Origin of the sequence: Campylobacter majalis, from assembly GCF_905120465.1 — a bacterium.
In the GTDB taxonomy this organism is placed as follows: Bacteria; Campylobacterota; Campylobacteria; order Campylobacterales; family Campylobacteraceae; genus Campylobacter_A; species Campylobacter_A majalis.
The window spans coordinates 72,365-88,631 of sequence record NZ_CAJHOF010000004.1; the positions used below are offsets into that span (position 1 = coordinate 72,365).

13 protein-coding genes, 1 tRNA gene and 1 pseudogene are annotated in these 16,267 nt (G+C 32.3%); 12 read left to right on the forward strand and 3 right to left on the reverse strand.

Annotation, left to right across the window (positions count from 1 at the left end; all coding sequences use genetic code 11):
• Positions 1-249 precede the first annotated feature (249 nt).
• The 9 genes from LQU93_RS02955 (at position 250) to LQU93_RS02995 (ending at position 11,085) form a co-directional block, all read left to right on the forward strand.
• The gene (locus tag LQU93_RS02955) at positions 250-867 is read left to right on the forward strand and encodes a Plug domain-containing protein (protein WP_229932404.1); all 618 of its coding nucleotides are present in this window, start codon (positions 250-252) and stop codon (positions 865-867) included.
• Between the two features lie 134 nt (positions 868-1,001).
• On the forward strand, positions 1,002-1,955 hold the full coding sequence (locus LQU93_RS02960; protein ID WP_229932405.1) for a TonB-dependent receptor: 954 nt from the start codon (positions 1,002-1,004) through the stop codon (positions 1,953-1,955).
• A gap of 32 nt (positions 1,956-1,987) precedes the next feature.
• Complete coding sequence (locus LQU93_RS02965; protein ID WP_229932406.1) at positions 1,988-2,899, forward strand: hypothetical protein; 912 nt, start codon at positions 1,988-1,990, stop codon at positions 2,897-2,899.
• Between the two features lie 157 nt (positions 2,900-3,056).
• Positions 3,057-3,845, forward strand: coding sequence for an energy transducer TonB (locus LQU93_RS02970; RefSeq protein ID WP_229932407.1), 789 nt, complete (start codon positions 3,057-3,059; stop codon positions 3,843-3,845).
• A 12-nt stretch (positions 3,846-3,857) separates the two neighbouring features.
• Positions 3,858-4,700: an ATP-binding cassette domain-containing protein gene (locus LQU93_RS02975; RefSeq protein WP_229932408.1), complete on the forward strand. Its 843-nt coding sequence runs from the start codon at positions 3,858-3,860 to the stop codon at positions 4,698-4,700.
• On the forward strand, positions 4,700-5,389 hold the full coding sequence (locus LQU93_RS02980) for a hypothetical protein (protein ID WP_229932409.1): 690 nt from the start codon (positions 4,700-4,702) through the stop codon (positions 5,387-5,389). Before LQU93_RS02975 ends, LQU93_RS02980 begins: the two co-directional genes overlap by 1 nt.
• On the forward strand, positions 5,386-6,600 hold the full coding sequence (locus LQU93_RS02985; RefSeq protein WP_229932410.1) for a DUF4857 domain-containing protein: 1,215 nt from the start codon (positions 5,386-5,388) through the stop codon (positions 6,598-6,600). Before LQU93_RS02980 ends, LQU93_RS02985 begins: the two co-directional genes overlap by 4 nt.
• Entirely contained in the window at positions 6,597-9,335 is a 2,739-nt protein-coding gene (locus LQU93_RS02990; RefSeq protein ID WP_229932411.1) for a M16 family metallopeptidase, read from the forward strand. Before LQU93_RS02985 ends, LQU93_RS02990 begins: the two co-directional genes overlap by 4 nt.
• Before the next feature lie 184 nt (positions 9,336-9,519).
• A complete protein-coding gene (locus LQU93_RS02995) occupies positions 9,520-11,085 on the forward strand; it encodes a type I restriction-modification system subunit M (RefSeq protein WP_229932412.1) in 1,566 nt (521 codons plus the stop codon).
• Positions 11,086-11,726: 641 nt separating this feature from the next.
• On the opposite strand, the gene LQU93_RS03000 is transcribed toward LQU93_RS02995, so the two are convergent.
• From LQU93_RS03000 to LQU93_RS03010, 3 genes and pseudogenes are all read right to left on the reverse strand, one after another.
• Positions 11,727-12,215 (reverse strand): hypothetical protein, encoded by a 489-nt coding sequence (locus LQU93_RS03000; RefSeq protein WP_229932413.1) that lies wholly within the window; start codon positions 12,213-12,215, stop codon positions 11,727-11,729.
• A gap of 177 nt (positions 12,216-12,392) precedes the next feature.
• Positions 12,393-12,870 (reverse strand): annotated as a pseudogene (locus LQU93_RS03005) (DUF455 family protein).
• Entirely contained in the window at positions 12,870-13,568 is a 699-nt protein-coding gene (locus LQU93_RS03010) for an NlpC/P60 family protein (protein ID WP_229932414.1), read from the reverse strand. The pseudogene LQU93_RS03005 and the gene LQU93_RS03010 overlap by 1 nt, the downstream one beginning before the upstream one ends.
• Before the next feature lie 94 nt (positions 13,569-13,662).
• On the opposite strand from LQU93_RS03010, the gene murA reads away from it, so the two are divergent.
• From murA to LQU93_RS03025, 3 genes are all read left to right on the forward strand, one after another.
• The gene (murA, locus tag LQU93_RS03015) at positions 13,663-14,934 is read left to right on the forward strand and encodes a UDP-N-acetylglucosamine 1-carboxyvinyltransferase (RefSeq protein ID WP_229932415.1); all 1,272 of its coding nucleotides are present in this window, start codon (positions 13,663-13,665) and stop codon (positions 14,932-14,934) included.
• Positions 14,931-16,088, forward strand: coding sequence for a molybdopterin molybdotransferase MoeA (locus LQU93_RS03020; RefSeq protein ID WP_229932416.1), 1,158 nt, complete (start codon positions 14,931-14,933; stop codon positions 16,086-16,088). The genes murA and LQU93_RS03020 overlap by 4 nt, the downstream gene beginning before the upstream one ends.
• A 43-nt stretch (positions 16,089-16,131) precedes the next feature.
• A tRNA-Gly gene (locus LQU93_RS03025) sits at positions 16,132-16,206 on the forward strand.
• Positions 16,207-16,267 lie beyond the last annotated feature (61 nt).

A 16,267-nucleotide genomic window follows, 5' to 3' on the forward strand; every position in this document is an offset into this window, starting at 1 on the left:
AATTGTAAATTTTAATAAATAAGTGGTTAAAATAATAAAATTCTAGACAATAAAAACATACAAATAGTTAATATAAAAAATTTTAAATATTAATTTTATACTGATTTCATCGTGTTTTTAATAAGTCTATAAAGATATCTATTATCAATAAATTTATTATTTTTTAAGCTTAATACAATACCATTAGGTTAAAATTTGTATTACACTTTTACAAACAAACATTAAATAAAATAACTCAAAAGGAAATATATGTTAAACAACGCCGTATGGGGAGGAGCAAGACGTTATTCGCGAAAATTTAAATACAAATGCCATATTTCAGTAGCCTTATGTATTACTTTATCTACTAGCTTATATGCCAAACATGAGTTAAATGATGATGAAGTATATGAGATATCAGATGTGAGCATAGATGCAAATGCAACCAAAGTGCGAAATAATACAAAAACTGGTGTTTTAACTAAGGTTGATAGTTTTGGTGGCACACGAACCGTAACAAGAGAACTCATTGAAGCTACTCCAAGTGGAAATGGCGATATAACAAGCCTTTTAAAATCAAATCCAGCGGTTAAATTTTCAAGTTCCAATCGACAATCAACAACTATGGGCGAAATCGATCCTGCCGACATAAGCATAAATGGTTCTAAATCTTATCAAAATAATTTTCAAATAGATGGCATAAATATAAATAATGATCTAAATCCAAATTCTGGAAATAATGCGGATACAAGATATAATGCAAATAGTGCACTTGAAGTATCAACAACAGCATCACAGGGCGTAAATATAGATAGTGATTTTATAGAAAGCTTGATGTATATGATAGCGATATATCGGCAAAATATGGTGGTTTTACAGGTGGTGTAATAGATGCAAAAACCAGAAATCTACGCGAAGGCTTTCATGGTAAATTTTCTATCTCACACACAAATGATAGCTGGGTAAAATACAAAATAAGCGAAGATGAGCTAGAAGACTTTGAAAACTCAAGCTCTGAAAAAATGCAACCAAAATTTGAGAAATGGACAACACGTTTAAATTTAGAAGGGTTTTTGACGGATGATTTTGGCTTGATGTTTGGTTATACAGATAACAAAAGTAAAATACCGCTAAATGCATTCAGTTTTAATGGTAACGGCAACTATGCAAACGAAAAGGTAAATCAACGACGACGCAATCAAAACTACTTCTTAAAAGGGGTATGGTATGCAACAGATAGACTAACTCTTACACCAAGTTTAATTTACGCACCAGCAACTGCTAAAATTCACTATAATGGTGCTTTAAATTCAATGCAAGAAGTAAAATCAGGCGGTTTAACATTAGGGTTAAATATGGAATATGAAGCAGATTTTGCTAAAATTTTCCAAAAATTTAGCTATTCAAAACTACAAAGCTCTCGTGATGCAAAACATGAATACAGACGTACTTGGAGCTATTCAAATGCAAAAAATTGGCGTAAAAATGGATCAAATGTCGAAGGCGGATATGGTGATATAAAACAGATACAAAAGACTTTTAGATATAATTTTGACGTAGATTTTGATAGTTTTAATACATTTAGTATTAAGCATGATGTTAGAATGGGGCTTGAGTTTTCAAATCAACACGCTTCATATGAAATCATCTCCCCTTTTACCCAAGGTACTTCTTATCGCAAGAATAGTGTCACTTGTGCCAACGGAGATATATTTTGCGATGATAGTGGACTAATCTTCCCTGTCGCAAATGCTGGGTGGTCGCAATACATGAGACAATTATATATTTTTAACAAGGGCAAAATTCAAGCGTCTCAAAAATCTTACAGTTTTTACTTGGAAGATAGTATGAAATATAAAAATCTTACATTAAGAACAGGTGTTAGGTTTGATGGCGATGACTATATGGATAAAAAACAGTTTCACCACGTTTTAGTGCTAGTTATGATGTTTTTGATAGCGGTAATACTGTATTAAATTTTGGCAAAAATAGATATTATGGTAGAAATTTGTTTGCATATAAATTAAACGATGGCAAAGAGAGCCTAAGACACACTTATAGATTAAATCCTTACACTACATACAATCAAAACTGGACTTATTATGCAGGTAATAAAAATTTGACAAAATTTTCACAACTTGACATCCCTTATGATGACGAAACGAGTTTTGGATTAAAACAACATATCGGACCAATTAGCGTAAATACAAAATATATAGAAAGAAAAGGTAGGAAACAGATTGTTCAAGTTTATGCAAGTACGCTCGGTATAGACTGTGGCGATGGATACGCACCTGGTACTAGTCAATGTAGGCTATATACAAATGATGGCTGGAGTGATAATAAAATTTTTAGTTTAAGTATTTCAAATATTGAGCCAATAAAATTTCTTAACACGAGCCACAATATAGAGCTTGGATATAGCAAACAAAAAAGCAAAACAAATAATTCAACATACACAAGTGTTAATACAGATGATTTTGAGGATGCAATAGTGTATTATGATGGCAATTTAATGAGGCGTAGCTCTTTGCCAGTGGCTAATTTTTACACACCGTGGACAGCATCGGCAACACTTGTATCTCATGTGCCGCAGCTAAATTTAACGCTTTCAAATTTTGTGCATTATAAATCAAGCAAAGAAGCATTAAGAACAGCAAAAAATAGCGATAAATACAAAGACGCCGATGGTAACGTTTATCCGACATACTACAAAACTAAACTAAAAGCAACAACAACGTGGGATATGCGTATAGCATATGAGCAAAAACTTGCAAAAGACATAAGTGGTTTTATAAACTTAGACATAAATAACGTGTTAAATAAAATCAATGAAGCAAGTGCAACAAGTGGGACATCGCCAATTATCAAATACGAACCAGGTCGTCAGTTTTGGCTAGAAGCTGGAGTTAAGTGGTAATGTAAATATAGTGATATGAAATTTTCATGTTACTTTATTATCATGTGTAAATATTAAATATTAAAATAAATTTACAAAAATAATGTATAGTTTAAATTACAATTAAAAGTTTTAGTTGTATTATAACAATCTTAAAAGTTAAAATCACAGGAAACATATGGAAAAACAAAATTTTGCCGGTAATGTCATATCTTTTATTATTTCATTTATATTTCATGCTGTAATACTTGGATTTGTTTTTGGAGTTTTTACAAAAAATAAGCCAGATACTTTAATGGCGCAAGAGCCAACACACACAAAAACAATGGCTATAAATTTAAATCAAATAAGCCAAAAACAATCATCCGAAAGTATGCAAGCAACACAGCAATCAACGGTCAAAGAGATAAAAAGCGATGAGATACTAACTCAAGTAGAGCAAAAAAAGATACAAGCACCAAAGCCGATAAAAAAACCAGTAGAAAAAATAAAATCACAACAAAATCCTAAAAAAGTTGTTAAAATTCCTACACAAGAACCTGAAAAAATAGAACAAAACAAGCAATCTCAAGAAGACGTGCCAAAAACAACAGTCGCAGCATCATCAGCATCAACTGCACAAAATCAAAACATTCAAAGTGGTGGCACAATACAATCAGGTAAGAGCGAAGCAGAAAATCAAGCATCAGCAAGAACTATTTTAGGCGAGATATATGCCGCTATTTTAAAGCATAAAACATATCCCAAACGTGCAATTAAAGCAAAATCACAAGGTAAAGTTTATGTTGAATTTAAGGCAATTAGTCAATCAAGCTTTGAGTATTTACGCGTGGTTAAGTCAAGTGGTTCTGAGTTTTTAGATAGACACGCAGAGATAATTTTAAACAAGGCAGTTAAGGATTTTCCAGTTGAAGCGATAGGAAAACAGTTTAAAGTTGCTATTAATTTTAATTTAAAAGATATTTAATCAAGGAGTAGCATGAATATAATTGAGTGTAAAAATTTAACTCACCACTACGGAAATAAAAAGATATACGAAGGATTAAGCTTTAATGTGCAAAAAGGCAAGGTTGTCGGACTGCTAGGTAAAAATGGGGTTGGCAAAAGCACCACGATAAATATTTTAATGGGATTTTTAAAACCAAGCAGTGGTAGTTGCAAAATTTATAACCAAAACTCAAATGACTTAGACAATCAAACCAAAGCAAAAATCGGACTGCTTTATGAGGGGCATGTTTGTTATGATTTTTTAACGATAAAAGAGGTTGAAAGATTATACGCAGCTCACTATAAAGGTCGCTGGAAACGCGAATTATACTATGAGCTAATATCAAAAATGGGTGTAAGCAATAACCAAAAACTACACACTCTCTCATGTGGTCAGCGTTCGCAAGTAGTGCTTGGACTGATATTTGCTCAAGATCCTGAGCTGCTTATACTAGATGATTATGCTATCGGACTTGATACTGGCTATAGAAGATTGTTTGTTGAGTATTTGGCTGATTTTATCAAAAACAAAGACAAAAGCGTGCTTTTAACATCGCATTTAGTTTCTGATTTAGTTCATCTTATAGACGATATAGTCGTAATACGCAAAGATAAAGCCCCATATGTGTCAAGCTTGGATAATTTTATGCAAAATTTTAAAGGATATGCACTAGATAAAAGTATAGATATCACAAATATAAAAGGCACCGAGACTTCGCTGTCGCTAAAAGATGAAAATCACATTTTTGGTTTTTATGATGAGCCTATTGCTGGTGCTAGAGAGCTTAAACTCGATTTTGAAGATGCATTTTTGGGCTTGGTTGGGAGATACTAATGAGATATTTTATTTATAAAGAATTTGCAAAATTTCGTTTAGGTTTTTATGTTTTTGCTATTTCTGCGATTTATTGTGTGGCGTGGATATATTTTGATTTATCAGATAGTATTGATAAATTTTCAATCACATCTTACACTCTTCAATTAATGTATAACAAGGTATTTAGCTATAACCATCTTGATGAGTTAAATTTATTATTTGCAGTTATTATTGCTATTTTATCGATGTTTTACGAAAGACAAAATGCAAGAATTCGCTTACAACTACACTTTCCGCAAAGCTATAGCAAAAACATTATGTTGCTCACATTAGTGCCTCTTTGCTTTTTGCTTTTTGTTTATATTTTTGAAATTTTAGCTCTTTTTTTAGTATTTACTAAGTTTTTTCCGATTGAAATTTCAAATGCACTTTTAATAACACTAATTAACAATATCATCTTTAGCGTAGGGCTTTATTTTGTTGCTCAAAGCATGATGGTTGAACCAAACAACAAAAGAGCGATTGGGATATTGTTCATTGGAGTGATATGTGTTTGGATATATTTTAAGTTAAATCCAGATGTTGGCAACAGCTCATACTACTATCTAAATGAGATAGTATGGTGCTATTTTGCACTATGGGTTGTGTTTGGTGCAATGACGCTACTTTATTCGCTTAAAAACTACAAAAGGGGTTATATAAAATGAAAATTACAAATTTAATTATTATGATATTTACCTCGTTGGTTTTTAGCTATTTTATACCGCATTTTATAAATTTGGGACTTAGCGAGAAAAGAGATACACAAAAAGTAAGATACTCAGCCGTTATTGATGATTTTATAAAATCAACCACACTTAAAGACACAAGAGAGTCAAGATACGAAATACTAAAAACAGGCGAGATTATAGACGAGGCAAGATATTATGAATTGCTTCCATTTAGTTACTATACGATGCTAATTCAAAATAACAAATTCCCACAAAAATTTAGCCACTACGCACAAAATCCAAGACTAATACGTCAAAACATACAGTATTTATCGCTTCGTGCCATATCAAATAAAATAAGCTATATACCACTATACACACTTATTAATACAAAGAGCGAATTTGATATGATGGAGTATATGCCATTTGTTTTTAGATTTGATTTGCAAAATATCCAAGTGATTGATCTTTTGACAAATAGTATCAATTTAGAAAAAACAGAAAAATTAAATGATGAGCTTAAGGGATTAAATTTTGCTTATCCAGCAAAACAGTATTTTACAAATCCAAGCATCAGAAAGGCATTTGACGAGGGTGCATTTATAGTAGATAACGATGATAAAATCTATCATTTAAAGCAGATTGATGGCAAGCTTATCTTAAAATATACAAATATAATTAAGCCAGATATTATCAATATCATTATTAGCGAGGATTTAAGGCGTGAATTTTATGGTTTAATTGTCACAAAAAATGATACTGGACTGATTGATTATGATTACAATATAATTGATCTAAACTTAAGCCAATACGATCCTTTTAATGCAAATTTAAATTTTAATATCTCGCCAGTAGATAAAATTGTCACAATAACTACAAAAGATAATATCTACACAAAAGTTATGGATTTAAACTACGCAAAGATAAATGAAAATGACTTTAAACTAGATAAATTACAAAGCAAAAGATACATCAAGGCATACTTTTTGCCATTTGAGCTTAAAATTTCACAACCTAGTTATTTTTATAAATTTGAGTTTGTAAATTTTAGCAAAATAGGCTTTTGCTTATCTATTTTAATGGCAATATTATATTTTGCATATAGACTTAAATTTAACTCGCAACGCGATATCTACGGCACAGCTGTTGTTGTGATATTTGGTCTATATGGATTAATTAGCACGATATTTTTCAAGGAAAAAGCATGAAAAAAATTATACTATTAATAGCGATTTGCGTTAGTGCATTTGCACTTAGACAAGATCAAAACATGACACATGGGGTGCTTGAAAATGGCCTGGAGTATTTTATTAAGCAAAATACCAAGCCAAAGGGCATGGGACATTTTTATCTTATTGTTAATGCTGGATCAACCGATGAGCTACCAAATGAACGTGGTTTGGCTCACTTTGTTGAACACATGGCATTTAATGGAAGCCGTGATTTTGATAAAAATGAGCTCATTAAGACACTAGAGGGGCTTGGGGTGCGTTTTGGAGCGGATTTAAACGCACAAACTGGATACGATAGAACAAGCTATAACTTAGAAATTAAAATAAATGATGAGAATTTAAAAAGCGTATTTATGGTGTTTAATAACTGGATAGATGGCGTAAGCTTTGATGAAAACGAGCTAGAAAAAGAGCGTGGAGTTATCATGGCAGAAGAGAGACAACGAAATACCCCACAACGCAGACTTTTTGTAATGCAAGCTCAAAATTTATACAAAGATAGCATTTATGATAACAAAATGCCAATTGGCGATATGGATATCATAAGAAACGTTGATGTCGATACAATTAAAGGGTTTTATGATAGGACTTATCAACCTAGAAATATGAAATTTGTAGCAGTTGGAGACTTTGACGAGAAAAAAATACAAGCTATGGTAAAACAATATTTTTCATCAGCAAAAAACACAAACGACTATCAATCTCCTGATAAAACCATACCTATACAAAAAGGCTTTTCGCTATACAATTACGATACAAACGAAACAGCAACAAACAGCGTAAATGTCGTATATATAGACAAATACGAGCCACGCACAAACCAAGCCGTAGCTAAAAAAATACTGCTTAACTCATATATTTCAAGCCTTATAAGGGCTTATTATGAGAAGCGGACAAATGACGCTAAAACACTAACAAGCGTTGGCTTTTCTAGGCCAACAGTTGTTAATCAAATGACATTTTACACATTTAGCTCAAGTGTTGTAAATGATGATTTTAACCGCTCTATAAGCGAAATACAGGGCATTATAAAGGGTGTAAAAGAGCATGGATTTAGTCAAGATGATTTTGAAAATGCCAAAAAAACATTTTTATCATCAATAAAAGCAAGATATAAAAACTCAAAAGATAAAAAATCTAAAAATTTAGCCGAAGCTATTGTCGCCACTTTAGAGAGCAAATCAACGATTTTAAGCGATGAGGACTTGTATGAACTTAGCAAAAAACAGCTAAATGAGATAACGCTTGATGATGTAAAGGCTGAGTTTGAACGCATTATAAATTTAGATGCAAATCAAGTAAGCATAATGAGCGCAAAGGGCATAAAAATCAGCGAAGATGAGTATAAAAATATAGCCAAAAATGCAGTAGCCTTTAATACAAACGAAAGCGGCAAAAAGCTACCTAAAACGCTAGTCAGCGAAGATATTAAACCTAAAAAAATCGTTAAAAAAGAGTATATAAAAGAGCAAGACATAAACGTCTATACCTTGCCAAATGGTGCCAAAGTCGTAACAAAAGAGTTAAATGCTACAAAAAACAATATATTATTTCAGGCTATATCAAGAGGTGGAGTATCGACACTAGACATCCCACGAACTGGCGTATATGCGACAAATTTATCAAATCAAAGCGGTGCAGGGGAGTTTGACAACTATGACATATCACGCATACTAAGTGGCAAAGTTGTAAGCTATGAAAAACGCATAGAGCAGCTCTCACAAGGATACTTTGGCTCATCAAGCACAGATGATTTTGTCTATTTGTTACACGCTATAAATTTAGAGTTTAACTCTCCACGCCTAGATGAAAATGTGCTAAGTCGTATGAAAATAAGAGCAATAGATGGACTTAAAAAAAGCAAAGAACTACCAGAATACAAATATAACAAAGAGCTTGTAAAATTTATATATAACGATCATCCAAGGATGAAAGAGGTCACTCAAGACGATATAAACGCACTTGAAATTTCAACTCTTCGCAAGATAGTAGATGAGAAATTTACAAATGCGGCTAATTATACATTTTTTATTGTAGGTGATTTTAAAAGCGAAAACATCGAGCCATTGATTGAAAAATATATAGCCACGCTACCAAGCAAAGCAGGGGGCGAAAATTTCAAAGATGATGGCGTAAGGACGTTAAATGGTGTGCATGAGTTTAGCAGAGAGTATCAAACATCAAAAAGAAGCGATGTCGTGATAAATTTTAAAAATGAAAATGCAAAATACTCAAAAACAGACAACTTAAAAATTCGTGCCTTAAACGCAGTGCTTAAAGCGATGTTGCGCGAAAATATACGCGAAGAAAAAGGGCAAACTTATGGTTTTGGCACAAATATAATGCTAAATAAGCACCCATACGAACACGCAAGTGCAAGCATAAGCTTTACATGCTCACCTGATGCCAAAGATGAAATAATAAGCGAAATCAAGCGTATAATCAAAACTCTAAAAGAGCAGGGCAGCACAGAAATACACATCGACAATTTCAAACAAGCAAGTCTTGTGCAACTACCAAAAAGCCTTATTTCTAGTGAGTTTTGGATGAGAAATTTAATAAGCCACTTCATATATGAAAATGACTTATTTGACAAAAAATGGTATGAAGACACACTAAAAAGCATCACAAATGATGACATAAAAGCTTTAGCTAACAAATATCTAAACGAAAAAGATCTCATCATCACATCAAACGACTTCAAGCAATAAATTTACCCCTTATTGGGGTAAATTTAAGCTTATTGTGTATTTATGATTGAAATATATGTAATGTTATAAAATTTAAAATAATAAAACAAATTTAAATTTAAAAATATAAAATTACACAAAACAATACCTATAAATACATCAAAATGATATTTATAATAAATAAAATTTAAACAGGAAACACAAAATGCAACAAAGTCAAAAGCAACGAGATGAAATTCACAAAACCATTTGGAATATCGCTAATAAACTTCGCGGAAGCGTTACAGGTTGGGATTTTAAACAATATGTTTTAGGAACACTTTTTTATCGTTTTATATCTGAAAAATTTAGAAACTATATAAACGAACGCTATCAAGGCATAGAGAATTATGCAAATTTAGATGATGAAAAAATCAAACAAATGCCACAAAACAACAAAACACAATTTATCAAGGAAATCGGCTTTTTTATGTATCCAAGCGAACTTTTTGAAAATGTCGCAAAAAATGCATATCAAATGAAAGAAAATTTAAACGAAAAACTTGAAAGCATATTTAAAAATATTGAAAATTCAGCCAAAGGTAGCCAAAGTGAAAATGATTTGAGTGGGCTTTTTGATGATTTTGATATAAATAGCAAAAAGCTAGGCACAACAGTTATCGCCAGAAATGAAAAATTAGCCGACATTTTAATCGAAGTTGCAAAAATGAATTTTGATTTTAAAGATAACAAAATAGACGCTTTTGGCGATGCTTACGAGTTTTTGATGACTATGTATGCAAGTAACGCAGGTAAAAGTGGTGGAGAGTTTTTCACACCGCAAGAAGTTAGCGAACTTCTAACAAAAATCGTTGCAAACAAAAAAGACAAATTAAACAATATTTATGATCCAGCTTGTGGATCTGGCTCACTTCTTTTAAAAGCCATAAAAGTGCTTGGCAAGGACAAAGTAGGGGCGTTTTACGGACAAGAAATCGAGCTTACGACTTATAATCTATGCCGTATGAATATGTTTTTGCATGGGCTTGAATTTGATAAATTTGACATTATTCACGCAGATACATTATTGCACGCTTATCACAGCGATAAGAAATTCCAAGCCATTGTTTCAAATCCGCCGTATTCTATCAAATGGAAAGGCGATGACGATCCGATTTTAATAAACGATGCTAGATTTAGCCCAGCCGGAATCCTAGCTCCCAAAAGCAAAGCTGATTTAGCATTTGTTATGCATGCACTTTATCATCTTGCTAACAACGGCACCGCTGCAATAGTTATGTTTCCAGGCACCATGTATCGAAGTGGGGCAGAGCAGAAAATTCGCAAATATTTAGTAGAAAATGATTTTGTAGATTGCATTATAAATTTACCGCAAAATCTATTTTTTGGCACTTCTATCCAAACAAATATCTTAGTATTGAAAAAAAACAAAACAAACGGAAGCTGTGGAAATGTCCTTTTTATCAATGCTCAAAACGAATTTGAAAAATCCACAAACAACAACAAACTCACGCCAAATAATATTGATAAAATTATGCAAATTTACAAAGAGCGAAAAGAGGAGCAGTTTTTTAGCCGCAAAGTAGAAATTGCACAAATCAAAGAAAATGATTATAATCTCTCTGTTTCAAGCTATGTCGAACAAGAAGATAAAAGCGAAAAAATCGACATAAAAGAGCTAAATTTACAAATTTTAGCTATTGTGAAAAATCAGCAAATTTTGCGTTCGCAAATCGATAAAATCGTAGCGGATTTAGAAAGTGCAGTATGAAAAGTCAAATCATAATCTTTCAATCAGAAGATAAAAATATTTCAGTTGATGTTTTGTTTGAAAATGAAACTGTCTTGTTTAAATCAAAACTCATTTAAATCAAAAATTGCATCACACTAAAATCTCATAAATATTTTTACAAAATCACAAAATCAAGTTCAAATTTTATGATAAAAAGTAAAATACAAACTATTTTATATATTTTATATTGAAAACTATAATTTTCACATTTATATATTTAATCACACCAATACTCTATTTATGTCATTAGATATAGCGGTAAAATCGATATTTGATTGATTTTACTTTTTGTGTGAAAAGTATTTATCCATATAAATTTACTTATTTTTATCTGCAAGATTTCAAGTATAATTTTACTTTAATTTTTACATACAGTATTTTTTAATATATTTTTAAAAAATACTTGAATTTATATTTATTTAATTTTTACTAATTAGCACTGCCCTGATTTAAAACAAAACCAAGCTTTGCTCGTTACTTTTTAATACCACACTCTTTAGTCATTAAAATTTATTTTTACATAAACTTTTCTCTAAAGATGAAGGCATGTTTTATGAATGCTTAAAAACACAGAACAAAGAAATAGTGCAAAACGGTGTAAATAAAAGAGTTTTAATATTTTAATGATTTAATTGTTTTCTATATTTTTTTGGGTATTCGTAGTATTTTAATTCAGTTTTATTATCGTTATTTATCCAGACAGAGCAAACCCCACCACTTAAAATGCCTTGCACTGCCACCTCGCATAAACATTCGCAAAGCCCTACTATATCGCTACTTTTAAGTATTATCATGATTGAATCATGTTTTGATTTTTTTAAAATATTTAAAATTTCGCATTTTTTTAGCACACAAATCATATTTTCATCAAAAAGCGTATTTATGGGCTTAATCTCGCATTTTTTTAAATTCATAGCCAAAATCAGCTGCTCTGCAGTCTCTTTGCAACAAATATTGTCGCTTGTATATATTATGCTTGGGTTGCATTTTTTTAGACTCAAAACATCAGCCATTATCTTGACATCACTTATGCCTTGTTTGCTTAGTTTTTTGCCATTTTTATCTATTGTTTGGGCTTTTGCATGACGCATTAAGTATATATTTTTCATATTTTTGCTATCTGCTTTATCATTAGTATTTCGTCTTTACTAAAACCAGCCTTTAGCCTATCTGTTTCATTTAGTTCGCGTGCGGTTTTAAACGAGTTTGGGTATAGTGTTTGTATGATTTTAATATACTCTTTATCATCAACGCCTTCACTATTGCATGCATATTTATACCATCTATCACCCTTTTTTTACGTGCGAAACTTCTTCATCTAAAATAATCTCAAGTGCCTTTATGAGCTTTGGATTGTCATTTTGTGCCTTTAGTTTTGTGATAATATGAGCATTTGCATCAAGTCCAATGGCGTATTTCATCATCAGCAACCTCTAGCCAATCCTCATAATACTCACGTGGCATATCACTAAATCTATAGCATTCATCAAGTGCAATATCTATAGCACTAAATTCTATATGTGCTACAGAATGTATAAAATGCAGCTGTTTTTGCTCTTTTGGTATTTTTTTGTTTAAATTTCGCATACTTACAACATTACAAAATTTAGCATAGCATGGAGCAACAAGCTCATTTGCTTTTGTTTTTCTGCTAAAGTTTATATTTTTATTGCTCTTAAAATCTGCATAAAATTCTTTGAAATTTAAAAATTTTTTATTAACATCACTCTCATTTATGATTTGTAAAATTTTATCAAAAAACACTATCTTATCTCCGTTTTACCAAATCCAGCAAACCTATGTGAAGCAAGACAATGAGACATGCCTTTTTTGCATCTTACGATATAGTGATTGATTATTAAATTGCCTTTTTTGTGAGTATTTTTTTGATTTAAATCCATGTATCCTTTTTTGACCTTGCCATCTGCATTATGCAAAAACTCAATCGAACCATTTTTATTTACTTTTGTGACAATACCAACATGAGTAATATTTTCTTTGTCTTTATTTTTTTTAACACCGCTTCCTAAGGTATTAGCAAAAAATACCAAATCGCCGACTGAAGCTGTATTTGTCATGATTAGTTTGTTGCTTTTTTTAAACATATTAAACATGGCTTTTGAGCGACGTCCGCTTTTATCGTAATGTTTTACTATCTCATTTACGTTAAGAATTTTGCCATCAAGTTCTTTATTAACATGCAAAATAAAACCAGAGCAATCTTTGCCAGTTTTTTTCCCAATATATCTATCAAATACTGCAAATTGGCTTATTAACTTGCTATCTTGTGTATCGTTTGTGTATGTTTGATTTGGTCTTACTGGCTCTGGTGCGATCTCACCAAAATCTCTACCAAAATCCACTCCATATTGTTGCTGCTTGTTTAAAATTTCATGCGTTTTATAAAAACATCCAGTAAAAAAACTTCCTATTAATAATGTGAGTAAAATTTTGCCTTTCATACCTCTCCAATCAAAAGCCGTTATTTTAGCAAAATTTTGATTTCTAAGCAAAAAACGACTATAATCGTTGCCATTTTAAAACAAAAGGTAAAAGATGTATTATCTAAAAATCAATGGCAATAAAAAACTAAAAGGCGAAGTAAAAATAAGCGGAGCAAAAAACGCCGCCTTGCCACTAATTGCTATGACGTTGCTTGCAAAAAATAGCGTAAATTTAAACAATATACCAAACGTAGCAGATATAAAAACGTTAGCAAAATTACTACAAAATTTAGGTGCAAAAGTTGAGTTTATAAACGAGAATGAATTAAATATCGACACAAGTAAAGTGCATTCAACCATGGCTAATTACGATATAGTACGCAAAATGAGGGCTTCAATACTTGTCTTAGGTCCCCTCCTTGCTCGTTTTGGGCATTGTGAGGTTAGTTTGCCAGGTGGCTGTGCAATTGGACAACGCCCGATTGATTTGCATTTAAGTGCATTAGAAAAAATGGGAGCAACAATACAGATAAAAGACGGCTATGTCGTGGCTACAGTACCCAATGGCTTAAGTGGTGCAAAGATAGTTTTTGACAAAATAACAGTAACAGGCACTGAAAATATCGTGATGGCAGCGGCACTAGCACGTGGCACAACGCATATCATAAATGCAGCCAAAGAACCAGAAGTCGTGCAATTGTGCGAAATTTTAGCAGATTCTGGTGTCAAAATAGAAGGTATAGGCACAGATGAGCTTATTGTGCATGGAACTGATAAAAATCTACTTAAAATAAAAAGCTTTAGCGTCATACCAGATCGCATCGAGGCAGGGACATATCTGTGTGCTGGTGCTATCACAAACTCAAAAATTACAATAAAAAATGCTCAAGCAAAGCATCTACAAGCCGTTATTCACAAGCTTGAAAGTATGGGATTTGGTTTTGAAATTTCAAACAACGATATCACAATACTACCAGCACAAAAAATCAAACCATGCGATATAGTGACGACTGAATATCCAGGCTTTCCAACTGATATGCAAGCACAGTTTATGGCATTGTCACTTGTTGCTCAAGGCGTTAGCACGATAGATGAAAGATTGTTTGAAAATAGATTTATGCATGTTTCTGAATTGCTTCGCATGGGTGCTGATATCCGCTTAAATGGTCACATCGCTAGTGTAAATGGAGGCAAGCAACTAAATGCAGCAGATGTCATGGCAACCGATCTTAGGGCAAGTTCGGCACTAATACTAGCAGCACTTGTTGCAAATGGCGAGAGTAGAATTCATCGCATATATCATCTTGATCGTGGATATGAAAATTTAGAGCAAAAATTTCAAGCCATAGGTGCAGATATTACAAGATTAAAGGAAGAGCAGTGAGTGTAAGCGAGGCATTAAACAAACTTATGGATGAGACTATATCTTTATCAAATGAATATATAAGCGTATCAAAAGCACTTGGTAGGGTTTGCGTAGATGATATCTTGGCGGTTAAAGACTTACCGTGTTTTGACAACTCAGCCTTGGATGGATATGCAATAAAATACGACAAACAAGAAGATGGCTACGTAGTAATTGGCGAAAGCTTTGCAGGGGATAAGACGCAGCTAAGCATAAAAGAAAACGAATGTGTAAAAATAATGACAGGGGCTAAATTTCCGCTTGGTGCAGATACTGTGCTACGTCTTGAAGATTCTGAGATTAAAAATGGCAAAATTTATCCGATAAAAGCATTTAAAAAGGGTGACGCACATAGATTAAAAGGCGAAGAAGTAAAAATAAATGATATTTTAATAGCCAAGCACACTACCCTAACCCCAGCACACATTATGATGCTAAATGCTCAAGGAATAACCCACATAAACGTTAAATCACGCCCAAAAATTGCAATTTTTTCTAGTGGAGACGAAGTGCGTGAGCCGTGGAATTACGCAAATGATGATAAGATATATAATGCAAATTCTGGAGGTATAGCCGCCCTGCTTTTAAGCCAAAATTACAAAAGTTCGTATCTTGGAATTATTAAAGATGATCTAAATCAAACCATAAAATCAATATCAAACGCACAAAATTACGACGTTATTATATGTTCTGGTGGAGCAAGTAAGGGCGAAGCAGACTATATGAAAAAGGCTCTTCTTGCTCTTGGGTATAGTGAAATTTTCGATCATATCAAAATACGTCCTGGTGCACCAACAAAAGCATATGTGAAAGATAAAAAAATTGTTTTTATCTTGCCTGGTAACCCAATGGCGGCATTTTTAATGACTTTTTTTGTTGTTTTACCATTTTTAAACAACAAAGAACATGAAAAATTTCAAGCAATATTACAAAATGACATAAAGGTAAAATCAGGCAGACAAAATGTGGTTTTAGGAAATTATAAAGATGGCAAATTTTATATTTATAATGAAAACAACTACGGCTCAGGCATGATTACGCCACTTATGAAATCAAACGCTATTTTATTAACTGAATGTGAAATTTCAGACATAAAATCTGGCGAAATTATAAAAATTTATAGGATTTCTTGACAAATGAAAAAAGTTTTGCTAGAATGCCGACTTCAATTTCATTGCGGGAATAGCTCAGGGGTAGAGCATAACCTTGCCAAGGTTAGGGTCGCGAGTTCGAATCTCGTTTCCCGCTCCATTTTTCTTACACTGTTTTTTCCATTAATTTTATTAGCTCTTCCCACTACAAGCATATATCC

Coding starts and splice junctions, on each gene's coding strand:
- LQU93_RS02955 (WP_229932404.1), top strand. CDS start 250: ATGTTAAACAACGCCGTATGGGGAGGAGCAAGACGTTATTCGCGAAAA.
- LQU93_RS02960 (WP_229932405.1), top strand. CDS start 1,002: ATGCAACCAAAATTTGAGAAATGGACAACACGTTTAAATTTAGAAGGG.
- LQU93_RS02970 (WP_229932407.1), top strand. CDS start 3,057: ATGGAAAAACAAAATTTTGCCGGTAATGTCATATCTTTTATTATTTCA.
- LQU93_RS02975 (WP_229932408.1), top strand. CDS start 3,858: ATGAATATAATTGAGTGTAAAAATTTAACTCACCACTACGGAAATAAA.
- LQU93_RS02980 (WP_229932409.1), top strand. CDS start 4,700: ATGAGATATTTTATTTATAAAGAATTTGCAAAATTTCGTTTAGGTTTT.
- LQU93_RS02985 (WP_229932410.1), top strand. CDS start 5,386: ATGAAAATTACAAATTTAATTATTATGATATTTACCTCGTTGGTTTTT.
- LQU93_RS02990 (WP_229932411.1), top strand. CDS start 6,597: ATGAAAAAAATTATACTATTAATAGCGATTTGCGTTAGTGCATTTGCA.
- LQU93_RS02995 (WP_229932412.1), top strand. CDS start 9,520: ATGCAACAAAGTCAAAAGCAACGAGATGAAATTCACAAAACCATTTGG.
- LQU93_RS03000 (WP_229932413.1), bottom strand. CDS start 12,215: ATGAAAAATATATACTTAATGCGTCATGCAAAAGCCCAAACAATAGAT.
- LQU93_RS03010 (WP_229932414.1), bottom strand. CDS start 13,568: ATGAAAGGCAAAATTTTACTCACATTATTAATAGGAAGTTTTTTTACT.
- murA (WP_229932415.1), top strand. CDS start 13,663: ATGTATTATCTAAAAATCAATGGCAATAAAAAACTAAAAGGCGAAGTA.